At 48.8% G+C, this 14,789-nt stretch carries 15 protein-coding genes; 11 read left to right on the forward strand and 4 right to left on the reverse strand.

Going from position 1 to position 14,789, the window contains the following annotated elements; genetic code table 11:
- Positions 1–160: 160 nt before the first annotated feature.
- Entirely contained in the window at positions 161–694 is a 534-nt protein-coding gene (locus M0L20_RS04710) for a hypothetical protein (RefSeq protein ID WP_248475921.1), read from the forward strand.
- 22 nt (positions 695–716) lie between these two features.
- On the opposite strand, the gene M0L20_RS04715 is transcribed toward M0L20_RS04710, so the two are convergent.
- Positions 717–1,418 (reverse strand): outer membrane beta-barrel protein, encoded by a 702-nt coding sequence (locus tag M0L20_RS04715; RefSeq protein ID WP_248475922.1) that lies wholly within the window; start codon positions 1,416–1,418, stop codon positions 717–719.
- A 588-nt stretch (positions 1,419–2,006) separates the two neighbouring features.
- Between M0L20_RS04715 and M0L20_RS04720 the strand changes: the two genes are divergently transcribed.
- From M0L20_RS04720 to M0L20_RS04735, 4 genes are all read left to right on the forward strand, one after another.
- On the forward strand, positions 2,007–2,843 hold the full coding sequence (locus tag M0L20_RS04720) for an ABC transporter ATP-binding protein (protein WP_248475923.1): 837 nt from the start codon (positions 2,007–2,009) through the stop codon (positions 2,841–2,843).
- Positions 2,844–2,964: 121 nt separating this feature from the next.
- Entirely contained in the window at positions 2,965–3,756 is a 792-nt protein-coding gene (locus M0L20_RS04725; protein ID WP_248475924.1) for a hypothetical protein, read from the forward strand.
- A 2-nt stretch (positions 3,757–3,758) separates the two neighbouring features.
- A complete protein-coding gene (locus M0L20_RS04730; protein ID WP_248475925.1) occupies positions 3,759–4,130 on the forward strand; it encodes a GntR family transcriptional regulator in 372 nt (123 codons plus the stop codon).
- A 72-nt stretch (positions 4,131–4,202) separates the two neighbouring features.
- Positions 4,203–4,907 (forward strand): hypothetical protein, encoded by a 705-nt coding sequence (locus M0L20_RS04735; protein ID WP_248475926.1) that lies wholly within the window; start codon positions 4,203–4,205, stop codon positions 4,905–4,907.
- 44 nt (positions 4,908–4,951) lie between these two features.
- Here the strand turns inward: M0L20_RS04735 and M0L20_RS04740 are convergent, their stop codons facing one another.
- A complete protein-coding gene (locus M0L20_RS04740; protein WP_248475927.1) occupies positions 4,952–5,764 on the reverse strand; it encodes a class I SAM-dependent methyltransferase in 813 nt (270 codons plus the stop codon).
- 279 nt (positions 5,765–6,043) lie between these two features.
- Here M0L20_RS04740 and M0L20_RS04745 point away from each other — a divergent pair, with 279 nt between their 5' ends.
- Positions 6,044–6,721 carry a putative outer membrane beta-barrel protein gene (locus M0L20_RS04745; protein WP_248475928.1) on the forward strand — a complete coding sequence of 226 codons (678 nt, stop codon included), beginning with the start codon at positions 6,044–6,046 and terminating at the stop codon, positions 6,719–6,721.
- A 495-nt stretch (positions 6,722–7,216) separates the two neighbouring features.
- Entirely contained in the window at positions 7,217–8,560 is a 1,344-nt protein-coding gene (locus M0L20_RS04750) for a sensor histidine kinase (RefSeq protein WP_248475929.1), read from the forward strand.
- A gap of 21 nt (positions 8,561–8,581) precedes the next feature.
- Here M0L20_RS04750 and M0L20_RS04755 read toward each other — a convergent pair whose 3' ends face one another.
- On the reverse strand, positions 8,582–9,982 hold the full coding sequence (locus tag M0L20_RS04755) for a sensor histidine kinase (RefSeq protein ID WP_354004162.1): 1,401 nt from the start codon (positions 9,980–9,982) through the stop codon (positions 8,582–8,584).
- Positions 9,983–10,177: 195 nt separating this feature from the next.
- Between M0L20_RS04755 and M0L20_RS04760 the strand changes: the two genes are divergently transcribed.
- From M0L20_RS04760 to M0L20_RS04775, 4 genes are all read left to right on the forward strand, one after another.
- Positions 10,178–10,879: a VOC family protein gene (locus tag M0L20_RS04760; protein WP_248475930.1), complete on the forward strand. Its 702-nt coding sequence runs from the start codon at positions 10,178–10,180 to the stop codon at positions 10,877–10,879.
- Positions 10,880–11,042: 163 nt separating this feature from the next.
- Positions 11,043–11,972, forward strand: a complete 930-nt coding sequence (locus M0L20_RS04765) for a hypothetical protein (protein ID WP_248475931.1) — start codon at positions 11,043–11,045, stop codon at positions 11,970–11,972.
- Between the two features lie 219 nt (positions 11,973–12,191).
- Positions 12,192–13,247 (forward strand): histidine kinase, encoded by a 1,056-nt coding sequence (locus tag M0L20_RS04770; protein WP_248475932.1) that lies wholly within the window; start codon positions 12,192–12,194, stop codon positions 13,245–13,247.
- 110 nt (positions 13,248–13,357) lie between these two features.
- Entirely contained in the window at positions 13,358–14,167 is an 810-nt protein-coding gene (locus tag M0L20_RS04775; RefSeq protein WP_248475933.1) for a LytR/AlgR family response regulator transcription factor, read from the forward strand.
- A 20-nt stretch (positions 14,168–14,187) separates the two neighbouring features.
- Here M0L20_RS04775 and M0L20_RS04780 read toward each other — a convergent pair whose 3' ends face one another.
- A complete protein-coding gene (locus tag M0L20_RS04780) occupies positions 14,188–14,739 on the reverse strand; it encodes a cupin domain-containing protein (protein ID WP_248475934.1) in 552 nt (183 codons plus the stop codon).
- Positions 14,740–14,789: the final 50 nt, after the last annotated feature.

Below are 14,789 nucleotides of genomic sequence, written 5' to 3' on the forward strand. Positions count from 1 at the left end.
ACCTGTTCTTACACAAGCGGTCTGAAAGGCTGTATGAGTGGATTTAAGTGGTGATTGATGTTGTGAAGAGCGACTTTGGAGGAAAGACACCCGAAAAAATGAGATGTTGCGTAATGGCTAATTTTTTTTACTTTTCTGCCATTAACCGCTCACTACACGTATGGCTGCGTTGCATATAGGCTGGATGGTACTGAATGTCGGCTTGGCGATCAGCCTGTACCTTGTTTCCTTTCGGAATTTTCGAGTATTCTCGCAACGCTTCGGAATGATACCAAGCGGACTCGTATTGGTATTAATCGCATCAATGTGTCAATCGCCCGCAAGAAAACCATCTGAACTACCATCGAGTACGTTTAAGCGAGTTATTCCAGCTTTTGCTCAGCCTACCGATTGGTCTGATTCATATGACATCCCGTTAGTAACGTATCCGACGCTTCGCCTTACGCAGCAAGTGTATCTGATGCATCACACGCAACCAGATTCTGTACAAATAACCAGCATGACCAGTCTGACTCGTTTTGTGCTGGGCCTGCAATGGTCCCCAGCCAATACCTACGTCGATATTCACCCTGATCTTACGATGAATTATGAAGCGTCGGGTCTGTTGGAATGGAAGCTTCTTGGCCTGACTGTTTACCGGCAGCACAAGTATTTTGCCGGTAAAGTCGCGCTCAAATCAGTCGAAACTCGGTGACTTGTCGATGCAGCCGTTCACCTTACAGTTTTAGCCCAACCGCCCAGACACTCGCGTCTGGTCCTTCGCCCGTCCGAAAAGGACTGTTCGGCTCATAGCGGAAAAATAGTTTGGCACTTCCCCGGTAGCCAATTTCGCTGGTTAGTCCCCAACGAACTGGATTCAGATTGAAAGACCCGTGCGTCCGAACTGCGGACTGTCCTTCTGGCTTGACCTTCGTGTAGCTGTCCAGACGCATACCTATGTAAGCCCCTGCGCCGACGGTGAATCCTGATCGAAATCGCAGATTGAGCAGTACCGGTAAATTCAGTTGCGTTGTGACAAGCTTTGATTTACGCAGGTCTACATTAGCCGCTTCGACAATGAGTTGGTTATTTTGCTCCGTCAACGTATTACGGCCTTCAAACATAAAGTTGTTCCAGGCAATTTCAGGACCCGTTACCAGACGCAGTTTGGTTGAGCCGTTGGTGATGAGGGGAATGCGTTTTTGCCAAGCCAGCGCTATGAACCGCGAACCAATTGGCCGAAAGTCGTAACCCGCGGGTAGTGACCCACCAAAATTATTAAAGCCGACGTATATGCTGAAATCGGAGGTGACTCGCTGAACAGCGCGGTACCGATTAGTCGTCGAATCGGTAGTGACCGTGACGGTTGTTGTCTGGGCAAACGTAGCAACTGATGCAGCAACAAAGGCGGTAGTCAGGAAGTGTTTTAGCGTTTTCATGGCAGTATATGAACTAAGATTAAAGGAAAGTTGAAGTTTAAAAAATCGTACAACGTACTCGTTGTGTTATTTGACCGGAAGATGTCAGAACACGCAGGTCAGGTTGCACGCAGGCTAAAAATTTCCTAAAATTTTTTCATCAACTTCGCCAATTATCTCATTATCAGACACATAAATCAGCAACATTTCGTACAAAGCAGGCTATCGATCATATCAACTGGCCGATTCGTGCCGTCGGGTTCTCAAACCTGACGGTTTCTGCTTCAGGAGTTGGATGGAACCGGCCACCCTGCCACCGAAGTAAATTACTCGTTACTATACTTTTCCGTCATCGCCCTTTTTCTTTTGTGTCGTCAGCCATCCGTGATGTCGGTTTTTTGAAACCGACATCACGGATGGCTGACGACACAAAAGAAAATATACGCTATAATCACCGTTAGCACCCATCGCTATGCACTTGGTTTTGCGGATTTCAATACGGGTAACGTTTGCCGTTTACACAATAAATGGGATACCTATTTGCTATTGACAAAATAAACGCTGACCATTGTAGTGTATTAGTTATGTAGTACACTAAAACAATACACGATGATTACTCTAAACCAATTGACTTTTGGCTATAGCGCGAAGAAATTACTCTTTCAGGATTTGACGGTTTCGCTTCACCCAGGTACCATTTATGGTTTGCTCGGAAAAAATGGGGCAGGTAAATCCAGCCTACTGCGACTCATGGGGGGTCTACTCTACCCCACCGCTGGTCAGGTTCGCGTAGTAGGATTTGAGCCCCGGCAGCGTCAACCTGCTTTTCTGCAAGAATTGTATTTCATCCCGGAAGAAATCTATCTGCCGCCGGTGACACTACAACGGTACATTGACACGATGGGACCGTTTTATCCGAATTTCAGCGAGGCTCAGTTCAGACGGTATCTATCGGAGTTCGATGTTCCACAAGACCGCAAGCTGACGGCGATGTCGTATGGTCAGAAAAAGAAAGTGGTCATCAGTTTTGGCCTGGCGACGAATACGCGCATACTACTCATGGATGAGCCTACCAATGGACTCGATATTCCTTCAAAAAGCCAGTTTCGCAAAATAGTCGCTTCGGCCCTGGCCGACGACCGACTTATGCTGATTTCTACGCATCAGGTTCGTGATCTGGACAACCTGATCGACGCCGTTATTGTCCTGGATGAAAACGAGATTTTGATCAACCACTCCCTGGCTGAGATAAGCGACCGACTTTTATTCAACACCGTTTCAACCGTTTCAGAGCCAGACTCCGTACTATACGCAGAACCGTCATTGCGAGGCCATGCCGTTGTGATGGAAAACCGGAATCACGAAGAAAGCAAAATAGATTTAGAACGGCTCTTCAACACAGCCGTTAGCAACCGGAAACGAATCAAAACCCTTTTTCGCCCCTAACCATGACCTTATACTTCATGCTTTTTATGCTACTGAAGGCGCTGATCGGCACAGTAGCCCCTTATCTGGCAACCCTCTAATAGTCAGCAACTAATCTTCTACACCCTTTTACACCGTAGTTATGAATCAAACGTTTGATCTCCGCCGGTTCAACCTGGTCCTCCGCTTGCATTTTTCCGAACACCTCCGGACTTATCTGATGGGTATTGGTATCCTGTTTGGCATCTGGATTATCATGCTCATTCCCAACATCATTCATGTCACTCATTTCAGTGAGTCGCTGTATCGAAGTCACGGCACGTTGTTCGGCTTTATTTTTTGCGGAGCGGGAGCCTGGTTTGCTAGTGAATCGTTTCGGGTGGTCGGTACACCGATGCGGGGCATTCCTTTCCTGACCTTACCCGCTTCTCAATTCGAGAAATACCTGGTAGCCTGCCTGATGCTTATCCTGTTTGTCCTGGTTTTTCTGGGTGTTTTTTATACCGTTGAAGGGGCCGCTTTTTCGCTGGTCAATGCCCGGCTGCCGCAGGATGAACCCCGTTATCACTTGCTCGATCTAAGCGGAACAGCCGTGCCCATAGAACTACAGTACGTATTTATCGCTGGCATACCTTTCTTTTTCCTGGGGTCTATTTACTTTTCCAAAGTGCCCTTTGTTAAGACAGGTGTTATTGCCTTTGCACTTTTATTCGGTATCATATTTCTGAATGAGTTTATTATCAAACAACTATTTCCAAGTTGGGAATCTTACGGTGCTAAACCCTTCCGGTCCGTTACGTTTTTACAACATCGTATCTGGTACGATGTTGCCTTGTCGGGTACACCCAAGATGATCGTTGACGCCTTCCTGATTTTAACCGTAGCGGGGCTATGGGTTGCCACTTACATTCGTTTCAAGGAGAAAGAAGTATAAGTATGGATTTTCGCGATAAACAAGCTATCTATTTACAAATCGCCGACTATGTCTGCGAGAAGATCGTGCTGGGGCAGTGGCCGCCGGGCGACCGTATTCCATCGGTTCGGGATCTGGGTATCGAACTGGAAGTCAACCCGAACACCGTCGTTCGGACCTACGACTTTTTACAGCAGAAAAGCATTATTTTCAACAGGCGGGGCATCGGGTATTTTGCCGCTGACGATGCGCCGGACCGTATTGTCGCGTACCGACGTGAACAATTTCTGGAAACAGAACTTCCCGCTTTCTTTCGAACGCTGTATCTGTTGAACATCGATATGAAAGAGATCGAACAGCGCTACGAATCGTTTGTCAAAGCGGCCTTTACTTAACATATAACCCATAGCAATGTGGATAACTATCAACAATTCACTATGTACGTGGATAACTTTCCTATCTAAACCATGAAAACAAGTGATAAACTAATGGTCGGCCTGCTCCTGGTAGGCTTGTTGACGCTGGTTGGCTCTACCGTGGCCCTCAAAGCCGAACACGACAAGATCGACTTTAACGATCCGTTTTATGGCTATTCCGCAACGACAATCAAGCCGTTCCGCGTTCTGAAAATAGAAGTAGACTCGGCCAATAAGCAGCCTGTCAAGAGTACACAAACGGCCATAAGCATTCAAGTTGGGAAGTCGTTTGCAATTCGCCGTCAAGACCAAAGCAGCGTTCCTTTTACGTACCGTTCTGTGGGCGACACGCTACTAGTTCGTTACAAGCCGGAACGTATTTACTGGCACAATAGTACCGATGACCTACTGGCTACCAAACCATTCGCGTACATTATCGTGCCGTCGATTGGAGGACTTGTTGTCAATGGAGCAATCTGTACGCTCACCGGCCTGAACGCTGACTCTCTACAAATAACCTCAACGAACGCACTGGTGCGAATCGACAAAAGCACAATTGGTCAACTGACGGCCTCTGGTCAACGGGGAAGCTTTTTGCAAACGGCGTCGGCAAACCGGATCAAAGCCGCCACTATTATTACTCGTGATAGCACGGGCTTTATGGCCGAACGAGACGTTTTCGGTTCGTTATCCATGCAGAACGACGCTAATACGATGATAAGCCTTCCGGCGTCGCTTCTGCAAAAACTACAATGAGCATTGATTCTTTGACGGCGTGGTTTTGCGATAAAATTACGCCGTTATTGTTCCTCCGGCTGTCTCCCCTCTACCGCCAGCATATAAACCGTCATCGACTCTCCGACGGTAGCAATCCAGGTATCGTAATCAACAATGGCCTGCAAACGCTGCTCGTCGGTGATGTACCCCGACTCGACCAACTGAGGACCGCGTAACTCTGCTACTTCGGCCCATAAGCGACTGTCTACGGCGAATGTCGGCAGCAGCTTTTTTGACAATTCAGACTGATCTTCTACCCGAATGTCGATCAACCCAACAGCCTCCATCAGTTCAGCCAGGTGATCCGCGATGGCGTTATCGAAACCAGCATCCTGCCGCCACTTCAGAAAAGCTGCGTAGAACTGTTTCATGGTGTGGGGCGGTTCAGGCTCCCAGTGAATTTTTTCATGGTTAAAATCGAGGATTGCTAGAAACCCACCCGGTTTAAGCAATCGCTTCATATTAATCAACGCGGCTTTGGGATTAGCTAGCCATTGCAGCGTTCGAGCGCAGGTTACCAGATCAAATCGCTCATCGGTGTCGAACGTGTACACATCGCCCAGTTGAAAATCAAGCCCCGATCCATCCGTATGCTGACGCGCCTGTTCAATAAGTTTGGCGTTGGGATCAATACCCAGTACGCGACCCTCAACGCCTACTTTCTCGGCAATACTGCGCGTGATAGCACCCGATCCACAACCAACATCAAGCACCGAGATCCCCGGTCGCAGGTATTTGAGCAGATTGCGATTCGCGTTGTTGACGGTTCGGCGTTCAATGACTGGGTTGTGCGCAGCAGGCATGGTCGCCCGGTCAGAGGGTGTTTGGTCGGTCATCACGATTAAGGATAATACTGGCAAGTTCGTATTTATTATGACACTTGCCAGTATTACAGCTGACAATGTTCACTCGCTTCGTAAAGCCGCTCCATTCTTATCCGCAACCTGTTTCGCTGACTCCTTCCGATGACAGGATTATAGCAATTCAGTCGGTACAATTGCCAGTTCATGCAGCGGGCCATTGGTTTCGGGTGGCCTTCCACGCCAATTTTGGGAACTCAGCCGCTCTAACAGCGCGCTAGTCGAACCAAACTCTATTCATAAACAACGCGTCTAATGAAATCGTATTTACTGTCTTTGTCGCTACTCGTCATGAGTGGCTTTACGGCCACCGCCCAAAATGCTACCCGTTTTGCCCAACCCGCAGCGTCAACAAAGGCAACAACCACAAACACCAGTCCTGCGGCTCAGCCAGTAGCCCAAAACGCACCGGTATCCCCGCAAAAAACAGTACCAACGCCGGGTGCAGCTGTTCGCACTACTCCGCTTCAATCGTCCAGTGAGCGGCCCTTGTACATCAACGCCGGAATTGGTTTGGGGGCTTATACGGCTGGCGGTATTCCCATCGGCTTGTCCGTCGAAAAGACCATTCAGAACAACATCTCGGTAGGTGGCTCAATCGATTACGCCCGCTACGGCTACAATACCGGTGGCTACAGTTGGCATTACAGCTTTATCTATGCCGGTGCACGTGGCTCGTACCACCTCGGCGAATTGCTCAATACGGGCAATGATAAGTTTGACCCCTACGCCGGTGTATCGCTTGGTTTCCGCCATGCGTCTTATAAAGATACGTACGGCTATGTCGGCGACTACTACAATCCGTATTCAAGCGGCTTATACCTGGGCATTCACCTGGGAGCCCGTTACATGTTCAGCGAGAAATTCGGTGGGTTTGCGGAAGTTGGTTACGGTGTCTCGGCCCTTCGATTGGGTCTTTCCGCTAAATTTTAACTGCTAACGCATAAACGCAACAACACTAGTGAACAGGCTTGACGCCCTTTGAAGGGCAAGCCAGCAAAGAGCATAAACAAGGGTGGAACAGCGGATGGCGGTTTTGTCATCTGCTGTTCCATTTATGGGCGAGTCGCTTTTGGTCACAGCCTATCGCTTACCGATTCATAAATTGATTATTGACGCTCAGTGGTATTGGTGTCAGTTTTGAAAAGCTGACACCAATACCACTGAGCGTCACCAAGGATTGTTCATATCGATAGGGAAACCGTTTTATGTATAAACGAACAGATGCGATACGCATCATAGACATAGGGCTTAATCCGACTTAGGAAACCTTTTGCCGGCCAATAAATACCGCGCTGTTTCATCGGCGATTTGTTTTGACTGGAAACCTGTTTGTCCCGTTCATGGTTAGGCCTATTTATAAGCCAACCACCGATTTGGTTCTTTCGTTGCGGCTCCGTCTAGAGACCGGCACGTTGCTTAACCGCTATGACTTACGACACCTGGGTCTTGTTGTTTCTCGGGATGCTAACGGCCATGTTGCTGTACAATATTGCACAGTGGCTATGGCATCGCGAGCGCGTTTACGGCCTTTACACGCTGTACATGCTTGTCTGGCTGAGCTATTTTCTGCTTCGTAATTCGCCCAGCTTAGTCAACTTTCCCAACAACGTCTGGTATTTGCTGCGTACCATCGGCCCAATGGTCGCCTACTGGGTTTACTTCGAGTTTACAATCGCTTTTCTGGAAGTAAAAAAACGACAGCCCAAGCTCATTCCGCTATTTCGTTACGCTCAGGCAACCTTACTGGTTTATTTCGGAATAGAACTGGTGTTTTGTCTGGTAACGGATTTGTGGCAAAAGCCTATTCATGAACTGGTTCATACGATTGTTCGGGTAGCGCTGGCCGTTTTCTCGATCTACATTGTCATTCAGGTTTACAAGCGCCGGAATGCCGTCGCCCGGTTGTTTATTACGGGCTCGCTGCTACTGGTCATTGGTGGTGTCATGGCTATGCTGTTCAGTCTGACATGGACTAGTTTTCAAACCTCGAATGCGATTCTGTTCTGGCAGGCACCGCTCACGTACATGCACATCGGCATTTTTCTTGAACTGTTGTGTTTCTCAATGGGTCTGGCGTATCGCCACCGGCGCGAGTCGATTCGGAGAGCCTTGGTAGACAAAGAATTAGCGCGTGAGCGGGAGCAGCGATTACGGGAACAGGTTGAAGCGCAATTAGCCGTACAGCAGTTGAAACATAAAATGACGGAAGTACAAATGCGGGCTTTACAGAGTCAGATCAGCCCGCATTTTCTGTTTAATAGCCTGAATACGCTGTCGTCGCTTATTGCTGACGAACCGGAACGGGCTGAACAGTTTGTTGATCAGATGTCGAGCGTGTACCGGTATCTGCTCCAGGCAAACGACCGCGAACTAACGACACTGACGACAGAACTGACTTTTATTCACTCGTATTATCACCTGCTCAAAACCCGTTACGGTCAGGGTATCGTGCTGGACGACGATATTGCCGATAGTTTCCGGTCGTACCTCATTCCTCCATTAACGCTTCAGTTACTGGTTGAAAACGCAGTTAAGCATAACGTCGTTTCGGCGAACCGTCCGTTGCGAATCCGTTTATCAACCAGCGAAACGGGGGCGCTCTGCATCTGGAACAACCTTCAGCGGAAACTCAATAACCACACGACATCTACTCAGAAAGGCTTGCTGAACATCATTGAGAAATACAAACTGCTTCATCAGCCTCCTATTCAAATCAACGAAACCGCTGATTCGTTTGAAGTGATCCTCCAATTAATTGAACCTGCCTGATCGGCTTTGTTTTTCTACTTTCTACGTCTGTTGGCGAACCAACATATTCTGCGGTACGAGCAGCGGCAATGTCACCCGGAACCAGCCGCCCTCCTCTTCAATCGTCGGTTCCGGCTGGTTAAGCAGCTGGTATTTAACCGTGATATTCGACAGCCCCACACCGTTTGAATCGACCCGGAGGGGTTTGCGTTGCAGCGTATTCTCGACAATCAACTGGCGCTGATCATTGGTTCGAATGCGAATCACCAGCGGCTCTTCGGCCAGAATAACGTTGTGCTTAACTGCGTTTTCAACCAGCAACTGGAGCGTGAGCGGGGGTATCCAGGCTCGGTTATACGCCTGATCTACCGCTATTTCCAGACTAACGCCACTGCCGAAACGAGTACGGAGCAAGTGAAAATACGAGTGAATAAACCCAAGTTCGAGGTTTAGCGTAGTCAGTTCGTTCTCGTTGCTGCGCAGCAAATAACGGTACACACTCGACAACTCATCCACAAACTCACTAGCCTGTGGAGGGCTTTCATCAATAAGCGACGAGAGCGTATTCAGACTATTGAACAAAAAGTGGGGACTGATCTGACTCTGTAAAGCCCGCATTTGCACTTCGGTCTTTTCGTGCTGAAGCTGTTTCAGGATCAAGTCGGCTTCAAGCTGCTTGCGGTAGTGATGTTCGCGCTCATTTTCCAGATCTTTCTCAACAACCACTTGCCGAACAGCCTCCCGCCGATGCCGGTACGAAATACCCAACGAAAAGAAAATCAGATCAAGCACGACGCCCATCTGAATGAATAGGTCGGGGTGTTGCCAGAGCGGTAGTTGCAGACTAAAGCTCGTTGAGCGAATTAGTAGCAGTACCGTGACAGCATGGTTGATCATCAACGAAGCCGTACCAGCGATGAAGAACCGGACGACCATGTCTTTTGATCGATAAAACGTAAGAACGATATATGCTCCTACCGCCAGTAGTGCGAACCGTACCGGATGAAGCAGCAGATCGTGAAGCCTTGTCTGCCAGAAGTCAGTAAGCAGATAGATGTACGTCTTGATCAGGCAATAAGCTACCAGTGCCCACTGCACGTACGTTACCCATCGCAGAAATTTAGGGTGACTCTTTAGTTCAAGAAAAACCTTGGCCAGTTCCAGATACAAGATGTACGAGGAATACGACAGGAGAAGCTTGTAAAAATTACCAATGTTTATTGGTAGGCCAAAGTGGTTGATGATAAAATAAACGGCCCAGGTCAGTGTGTAGAGCGCATAAAGACCGTAAATGCGTTCCCGATACATGAACCATTGTACGGTGGTGGTCAATAACATGGCGACAACCATGCCCAAAAAAAGGGGTGACCAGGCTTCGTAAGTCATTGACGGTATCTTGTCGCTTCGACCCGGCGAAGTGGTGTTCCACCCCAACCGCGTCATTCCGTAGAGTTGCTAAAAGGCAAAAACGAATGTACAAAAAATACAAACCCGTTTTACCAATTGGTTCGTAGACGGCAACCGTATTTCTCTACGGTTCATCCTCTTCTTTTACCGCTTCAACGCAAACGCCGTTGGCAATCAGTCTTACTAGAACAAACTTGATGTCCGTAAACAACAAGATAGAACTGATTGACCATGAAATTCCTCGACATTGACCTTTATACGGCTGACCCTGAAGGCACGCGACGCTTTTACACGAAACAATTAGGTCTGGACATTCTGGACGAGTCAACGGATCAGTTGACCTTACAAATCGGCTGGACTCGGCTAACGTTTCGAGCGGTACCCTTTCCGGTAGCGCCGTATCATTTCGCCATCAATGTACCCGCCAGCACGCTGGAAGTATGTATGCATTGCTACCCGTTCGATTACCTCGACACCCAGGCTACGGGCAAAGTAATTGCCGAATTTCCGGCCTGGGGAGCACGCGCCTGCTACTTCTACGACAACAACGGTAACCTGCTCGAATTCATTGGCAGAAACAGTTTACCACTCGACAATCCGAATCTGACCATTGGCGATTTGTTTCAGGGGATCAGCGAATTAGGCATGGGCACCGAGAACGTTCCACTCGCAACCCGTCAACTCAGAAATCAGTTTGGCGTTCCGCAGTTCAATCGGTCGATTCCGATGTCGGATTTCAACGCGGTCGGTGATGATAATGGTTTGTTTATTTTTTCGCAGGTTGGCCGTAACTGGTTATTTACCAATACGCCTGCCGCGCTAAACTACTGCCGCGTAGCCTTCGAAACGGAGCCGAATGGCGCGTTACAAACGCTCTGTAGCTACGACATCAATCAGACACCCGTCGGCTACGCTTACAACTACCCGTGCTGAGTGGTTGGGGATACTTCTCATGGATATGCACGGATCAGTTCAGCACCTGAATAGTACGATTGGCTAAGCGTTTCGTACGATTGACACGGATTGATCTTCGGCAATCGCCAGATACCTATCAACTTTGTCAGTATCAACCCATTGCTATTCGACAACAGATACTATGAAATCGTTTAAAGCGTTATTTTTTGCTGGATTGGTGGCGACGAGTGGCTGGCTGATGGCCGCTCGTACCAGCGATGTTCTGGCCGATGTTGGCATTGGTCTGGACAAACTTCGGTACGATGTGCTCACCAACCTGAAGGAGCCGAAGTGGTTTTTCTTCAACAGTACGTCTACCATTCGTTCGATGGCTCGCCGGCTCCCCGAATCGTCGCGGCCCGCTACCGTACGGGCACTTGGCAAAACCGTCCGGGCTTACGTCGAATCGTCGGTTTTTCGGCAGGAATGGCTCCAGGACGTAAAACGTTACCATCCGTATGACGAGACCTACAGCCCCGAAAATTTGGCCAAAAAGCAGCAGGAAGACAAAGCTGAGCAAGCGGCCTTTGACAATCAGTTTGCCAGTATGGACCAGGCATTTACACAGCTTGACCCGGCGATGATGCAGATGGCGATCCGCGCACAATTGGCGGAAGAAGAGCGACAGTTGACTTCGCTCAATGCAGAGGAACGAACCGAGCGGTCGCGCTACATTGCTGCCGCCAAAAAGATGTTGTCACTGCCTCCGGCTGAGTTTAAAAAGCAGTATGTAGCTTTGCTTAAGCAACAGGCTCGCAACAACCACAAAAAGCCAGCCGCCGATACACAGACCGACAAAGAAAGTATCGCTCGCTACCGCGAACAGAAAGCCGAATTTGATGCGTACAGCGATTTTAAGCCGCTCCTGAGAAAGCGACTGCAAGATTTTATTGATTTGAGCAATTCCGTTGATTTTGACGCCCGGCTCGTCCCAATGGGCTACAAACAGGAGTTTGCTAACCCGCTCTATCAGCGCAAGCCCGCCGAATGGAAATTCTTGTATAGGTTAGGCAAAGAGCCAGTGACGGAAGCCAGAGCCTTCGCTCAGCAATGGTTAACAGACATTCATTAACGCAGTTAACTTTTGGCTTTTTGGGTGACTGAAGTGCGTTGGCAATCCAGAACGCAAAATACCATTTCATCAGCCCAGTTGACAATCAAAAGCCCACTCTCCATTCCTCTAAGGCGAGTGGGCTTTTGATTGTCAACTGCTTAGGGCTGCCTGATAGATCGAGAAAACAGCAACTTTACCTGAATTGTGATTTCCTATTCTGCTCCACCACGCTCGTCCGTGGAACGTCCCAACGATAAATGGCTCCGTCGGTTTGCCATTCCGCTGGCAGTGCTGCTCGCGAACCTGCTTTCACTACCGGAGAAAGAGTATGACTGGCAGCAATACGTTATCTGGTCTGCGGTTGAGATCGGCTATGCAACCTTGATCTGGCAAGTAATCCTGTACTGGCTGTTGTACATCCGTCGGCGCTATTCATCGATCAATCGGACCCGTCGGCGAGTCATCCTTACGTTCGGTGGTTACTTTGTGATAACAGCCTCTGCCCAAGCCTTAATTATCGGGTTGTCCGACGTAACGGGCGTAAGTAGCATTCCAATCAACGTGTACGTATATGGCAAATTTATAACCGTAGGACTGGTATGGGTCATTCTGGTTGGTACGGTCTACGAGGTTATTTATTACGTCCAGAAATACCGTGAAGCTTTACAGGAAACCGAAGCACTCAAAAAAGTAAGCATTCAGCAACAGTACGACCGGCTTAAAAATCAGGTAAACCCGCATTTTCTGTTTAATAGCCTTAACTCGTTGTCAGCGCTCATCACCGAAGATCGGGATAAGGCCAGTATTTTTCTTGACGAATTGTCGAGCGTCTATCGGTATTTACTTCAAGCGGGGCAGCGCACCGTCGTAACGTTACAGGACGAACTAACCTTCTTGACGGCTTATCAACACCTTCTGAACACTCGATTTGGCAACGCCATTCGCTGGGATATCCAGGTTGACAAACAATTTCTGGACCTATCGATTCCTCCGCTTACGCTTCAAACGCTTATCGAAAACGCGTTGCGGCATAATCTCCTACTGGTCGAGCAACCGCTAACCCTGCGCATTACGGTCACGGACGACGGCCATCTACTGGTAAGCAATCGGCTTCAGCGCAAGAAACTGACCGTAGCCACTCAGCAAGGTGGCCTAAGCAAGCTATCGAGTCGATTTGACGATCTTGGTTTGCCGCGCCCGCTTATCGAAGACGACGGCAAGCAATTTACCGTCTGTATTCCTTTAGTCCGGTTAACCCAGTCGCAGGAAAACGTTGTGACAGCTAACCCCTAGCCCGACAGCTAACTTGTTTACGTTGACTCGGTGATTCCTCGGATAAGTAGTAGCTTTATCATCTTGTAATAAGCCCGAAGCAGACCCTACTCTTTTTTAACAGTGTCCCTATGAACGTATTTCTAATTGAAGATGAAGAACTCGCCGTTCGCAAACTGACCAAGCTTTTGCTGGACGTCGATCCTACGATCAATATTGTTGGTACATCAGCCAGTGTGCGCTCGGCGGTAGCCTGGCTCAACGCCAACGGTCCCGGTCAGCCATCAGCGCCGGATCTGATTCTGATGGACATTGAGTTGGCCGACGGACAAAGCTTTGAAATTTTTGAGCAGACTACGGTGAGCGCACCCGTCATTTTTACGACTTCCTACGACGAATACGCGCTACGGGCTTTCAAGGTCAACAGCATCGATTACTTGCTCAAACCCATCAAACGGCACGAACTGGAAGCCAGTCTGACGAAATACAAGCGCACGGTAGCCGACAACGGGGAACCCGTTGAACCTAAACCCAGCGATATAAACGTGATGGACATCGACGCGCTGGTGCAGCAACTTCGACAACAAATCCAGCCCGCCGATTACCGCCGTCGCTTTCTGGTAAAACACCGACAACAGTGGGTTCCGATTGAAGTTAGCGACATTGCGTATTTCTATTCCGAAGAAGGGGTCAGTCTATTCCGCACCCACAGCAATCAGAAATATTCGCTCGATTATCCGCTCGACGAATTGGAAAAAATGCTTGATCCAACCCAGTTTTTTCGCGCCAATCGCCAGTATATCGTTCAGATAAATACCATTCAGCAGATCCACCCGTATTTCAACAACAAGCTAAAGCTAGTGCTCAAGCCAGCCGCCGACGATGAGGTACTGGTAAGCCGCGAGCGGGCTGCCGACTTCAAAAAATGGATGGGTAAATAATTAACTCCAAAGGTTTCTTTTTAGTCGAGATATTCTTTGTACGTGGGCTTATAACCAGCCAGATAGGCGAACGGCGTCAGCAACGTAAACAAGATTTTCTGCACAACAAACGGCGGCCTGGCGATACGGAAGACGCTTGCAAACCGGTTAGCCAGTAGCGCCGTTTGCAACAGCGGTGGCATTCCACTGGCCGTTACTTTACCAGCCTGGGCAAGACCGTTGGCCGTTTCGAGCAGGTATTCCGTGTCCATTGCCGGGCGGACCTGCCAGTTCACGACTGTCTTACCATTGGACGCGTTCCACATGGCGTGTACAGTGTTTGTCGGAATGTGCAGCGTATCGCCTTTTTTCAGCACTTTTAACTGGTCGCTTATCTTCACGGTAAGCTCGCCCGTCAACACCTCGAAGTCCTCGACCTGGTAAGGATGGTAGTGTGCTGTCGGTTCTTTCGATCCCGCGTAGTACGTCGATTCCATTTCCAGAAGCTGTCCATCGGTGTCCGCGGCTGTCTGCACGAAGCGAATGTCCTGTCTGGTTATTTTGTTGCAAAGCAGTTTATTTTTGTAAGCCATAAGAAAGGATTTTAACGACCTATTGACAAGGCCAATACTACTAGCTAAAA

This window comes from Spirosoma liriopis (assembly GCF_023196085.1).
GTDB lineage: Bacteria > Bacteroidota > Bacteroidia > Cytophagales > Spirosomataceae > Spirosoma > Spirosoma oryzicola.

Bases quoted from the DNA above. Each gene is read 5' to 3' on its own strand.
- M0L20_RS04710 (WP_248475921.1), top strand. From the start codon at position 161: ATGGCTGCGTTGCATATAGGCTGGATGGTACTGAATGTCGGCTTGGCG.
- M0L20_RS04715 (WP_248475922.1), bottom strand. From the start codon at position 1,418: ATGAAAACGCTAAAACACTTCCTGACTACCGCCTTTGTTGCTGCATCA.
- M0L20_RS04720 (WP_248475923.1), top strand. From the start codon at position 2,007: ATGATTACTCTAAACCAATTGACTTTTGGCTATAGCGCGAAGAAATTA.
- M0L20_RS04725 (WP_248475924.1), top strand. From the start codon at position 2,965: ATGAATCAAACGTTTGATCTCCGCCGGTTCAACCTGGTCCTCCGCTTG.
- M0L20_RS04730 (WP_248475925.1), top strand. From the start codon at position 3,759: ATGGATTTTCGCGATAAACAAGCTATCTATTTACAAATCGCCGACTAT.
- M0L20_RS04735 (WP_248475926.1), top strand. From the start codon at position 4,203: ATGAAAACAAGTGATAAACTAATGGTCGGCCTGCTCCTGGTAGGCTTG.
- M0L20_RS04740 (WP_248475927.1), bottom strand. From the start codon at position 5,764: ATGACCGACCAAACACCCTCTGACCGGGCGACCATGCCTGCTGCGCAC.
- M0L20_RS04745 (WP_248475928.1), top strand. From the start codon at position 6,044: ATGAAATCGTATTTACTGTCTTTGTCGCTACTCGTCATGAGTGGCTTT.
- M0L20_RS04750 (WP_248475929.1), top strand. From the start codon at position 7,217: ATGACTTACGACACCTGGGTCTTGTTGTTTCTCGGGATGCTAACGGCC.
- M0L20_RS04755 (WP_354004162.1), bottom strand. From the start codon at position 9,982: ATGACGCGGTTGGGGTGGAACACCACTTCGCCGGGTCGAAGCGACAAG.
- M0L20_RS04760 (WP_248475930.1), top strand. From the start codon at position 10,178: ATGAAATTCCTCGACATTGACCTTTATACGGCTGACCCTGAAGGCACG.
- M0L20_RS04765 (WP_248475931.1), top strand. From the start codon at position 11,043: ATGAAATCGTTTAAAGCGTTATTTTTTGCTGGATTGGTGGCGACGAGT.
- M0L20_RS04775 (WP_248475933.1), top strand. From the start codon at position 13,358: ATGAACGTATTTCTAATTGAAGATGAAGAACTCGCCGTTCGCAAACTG.
- M0L20_RS04780 (WP_248475934.1), bottom strand. From the start codon at position 14,739: ATGGCTTACAAAAATAAACTGCTTTGCAACAAAATAACCAGACAGGAC.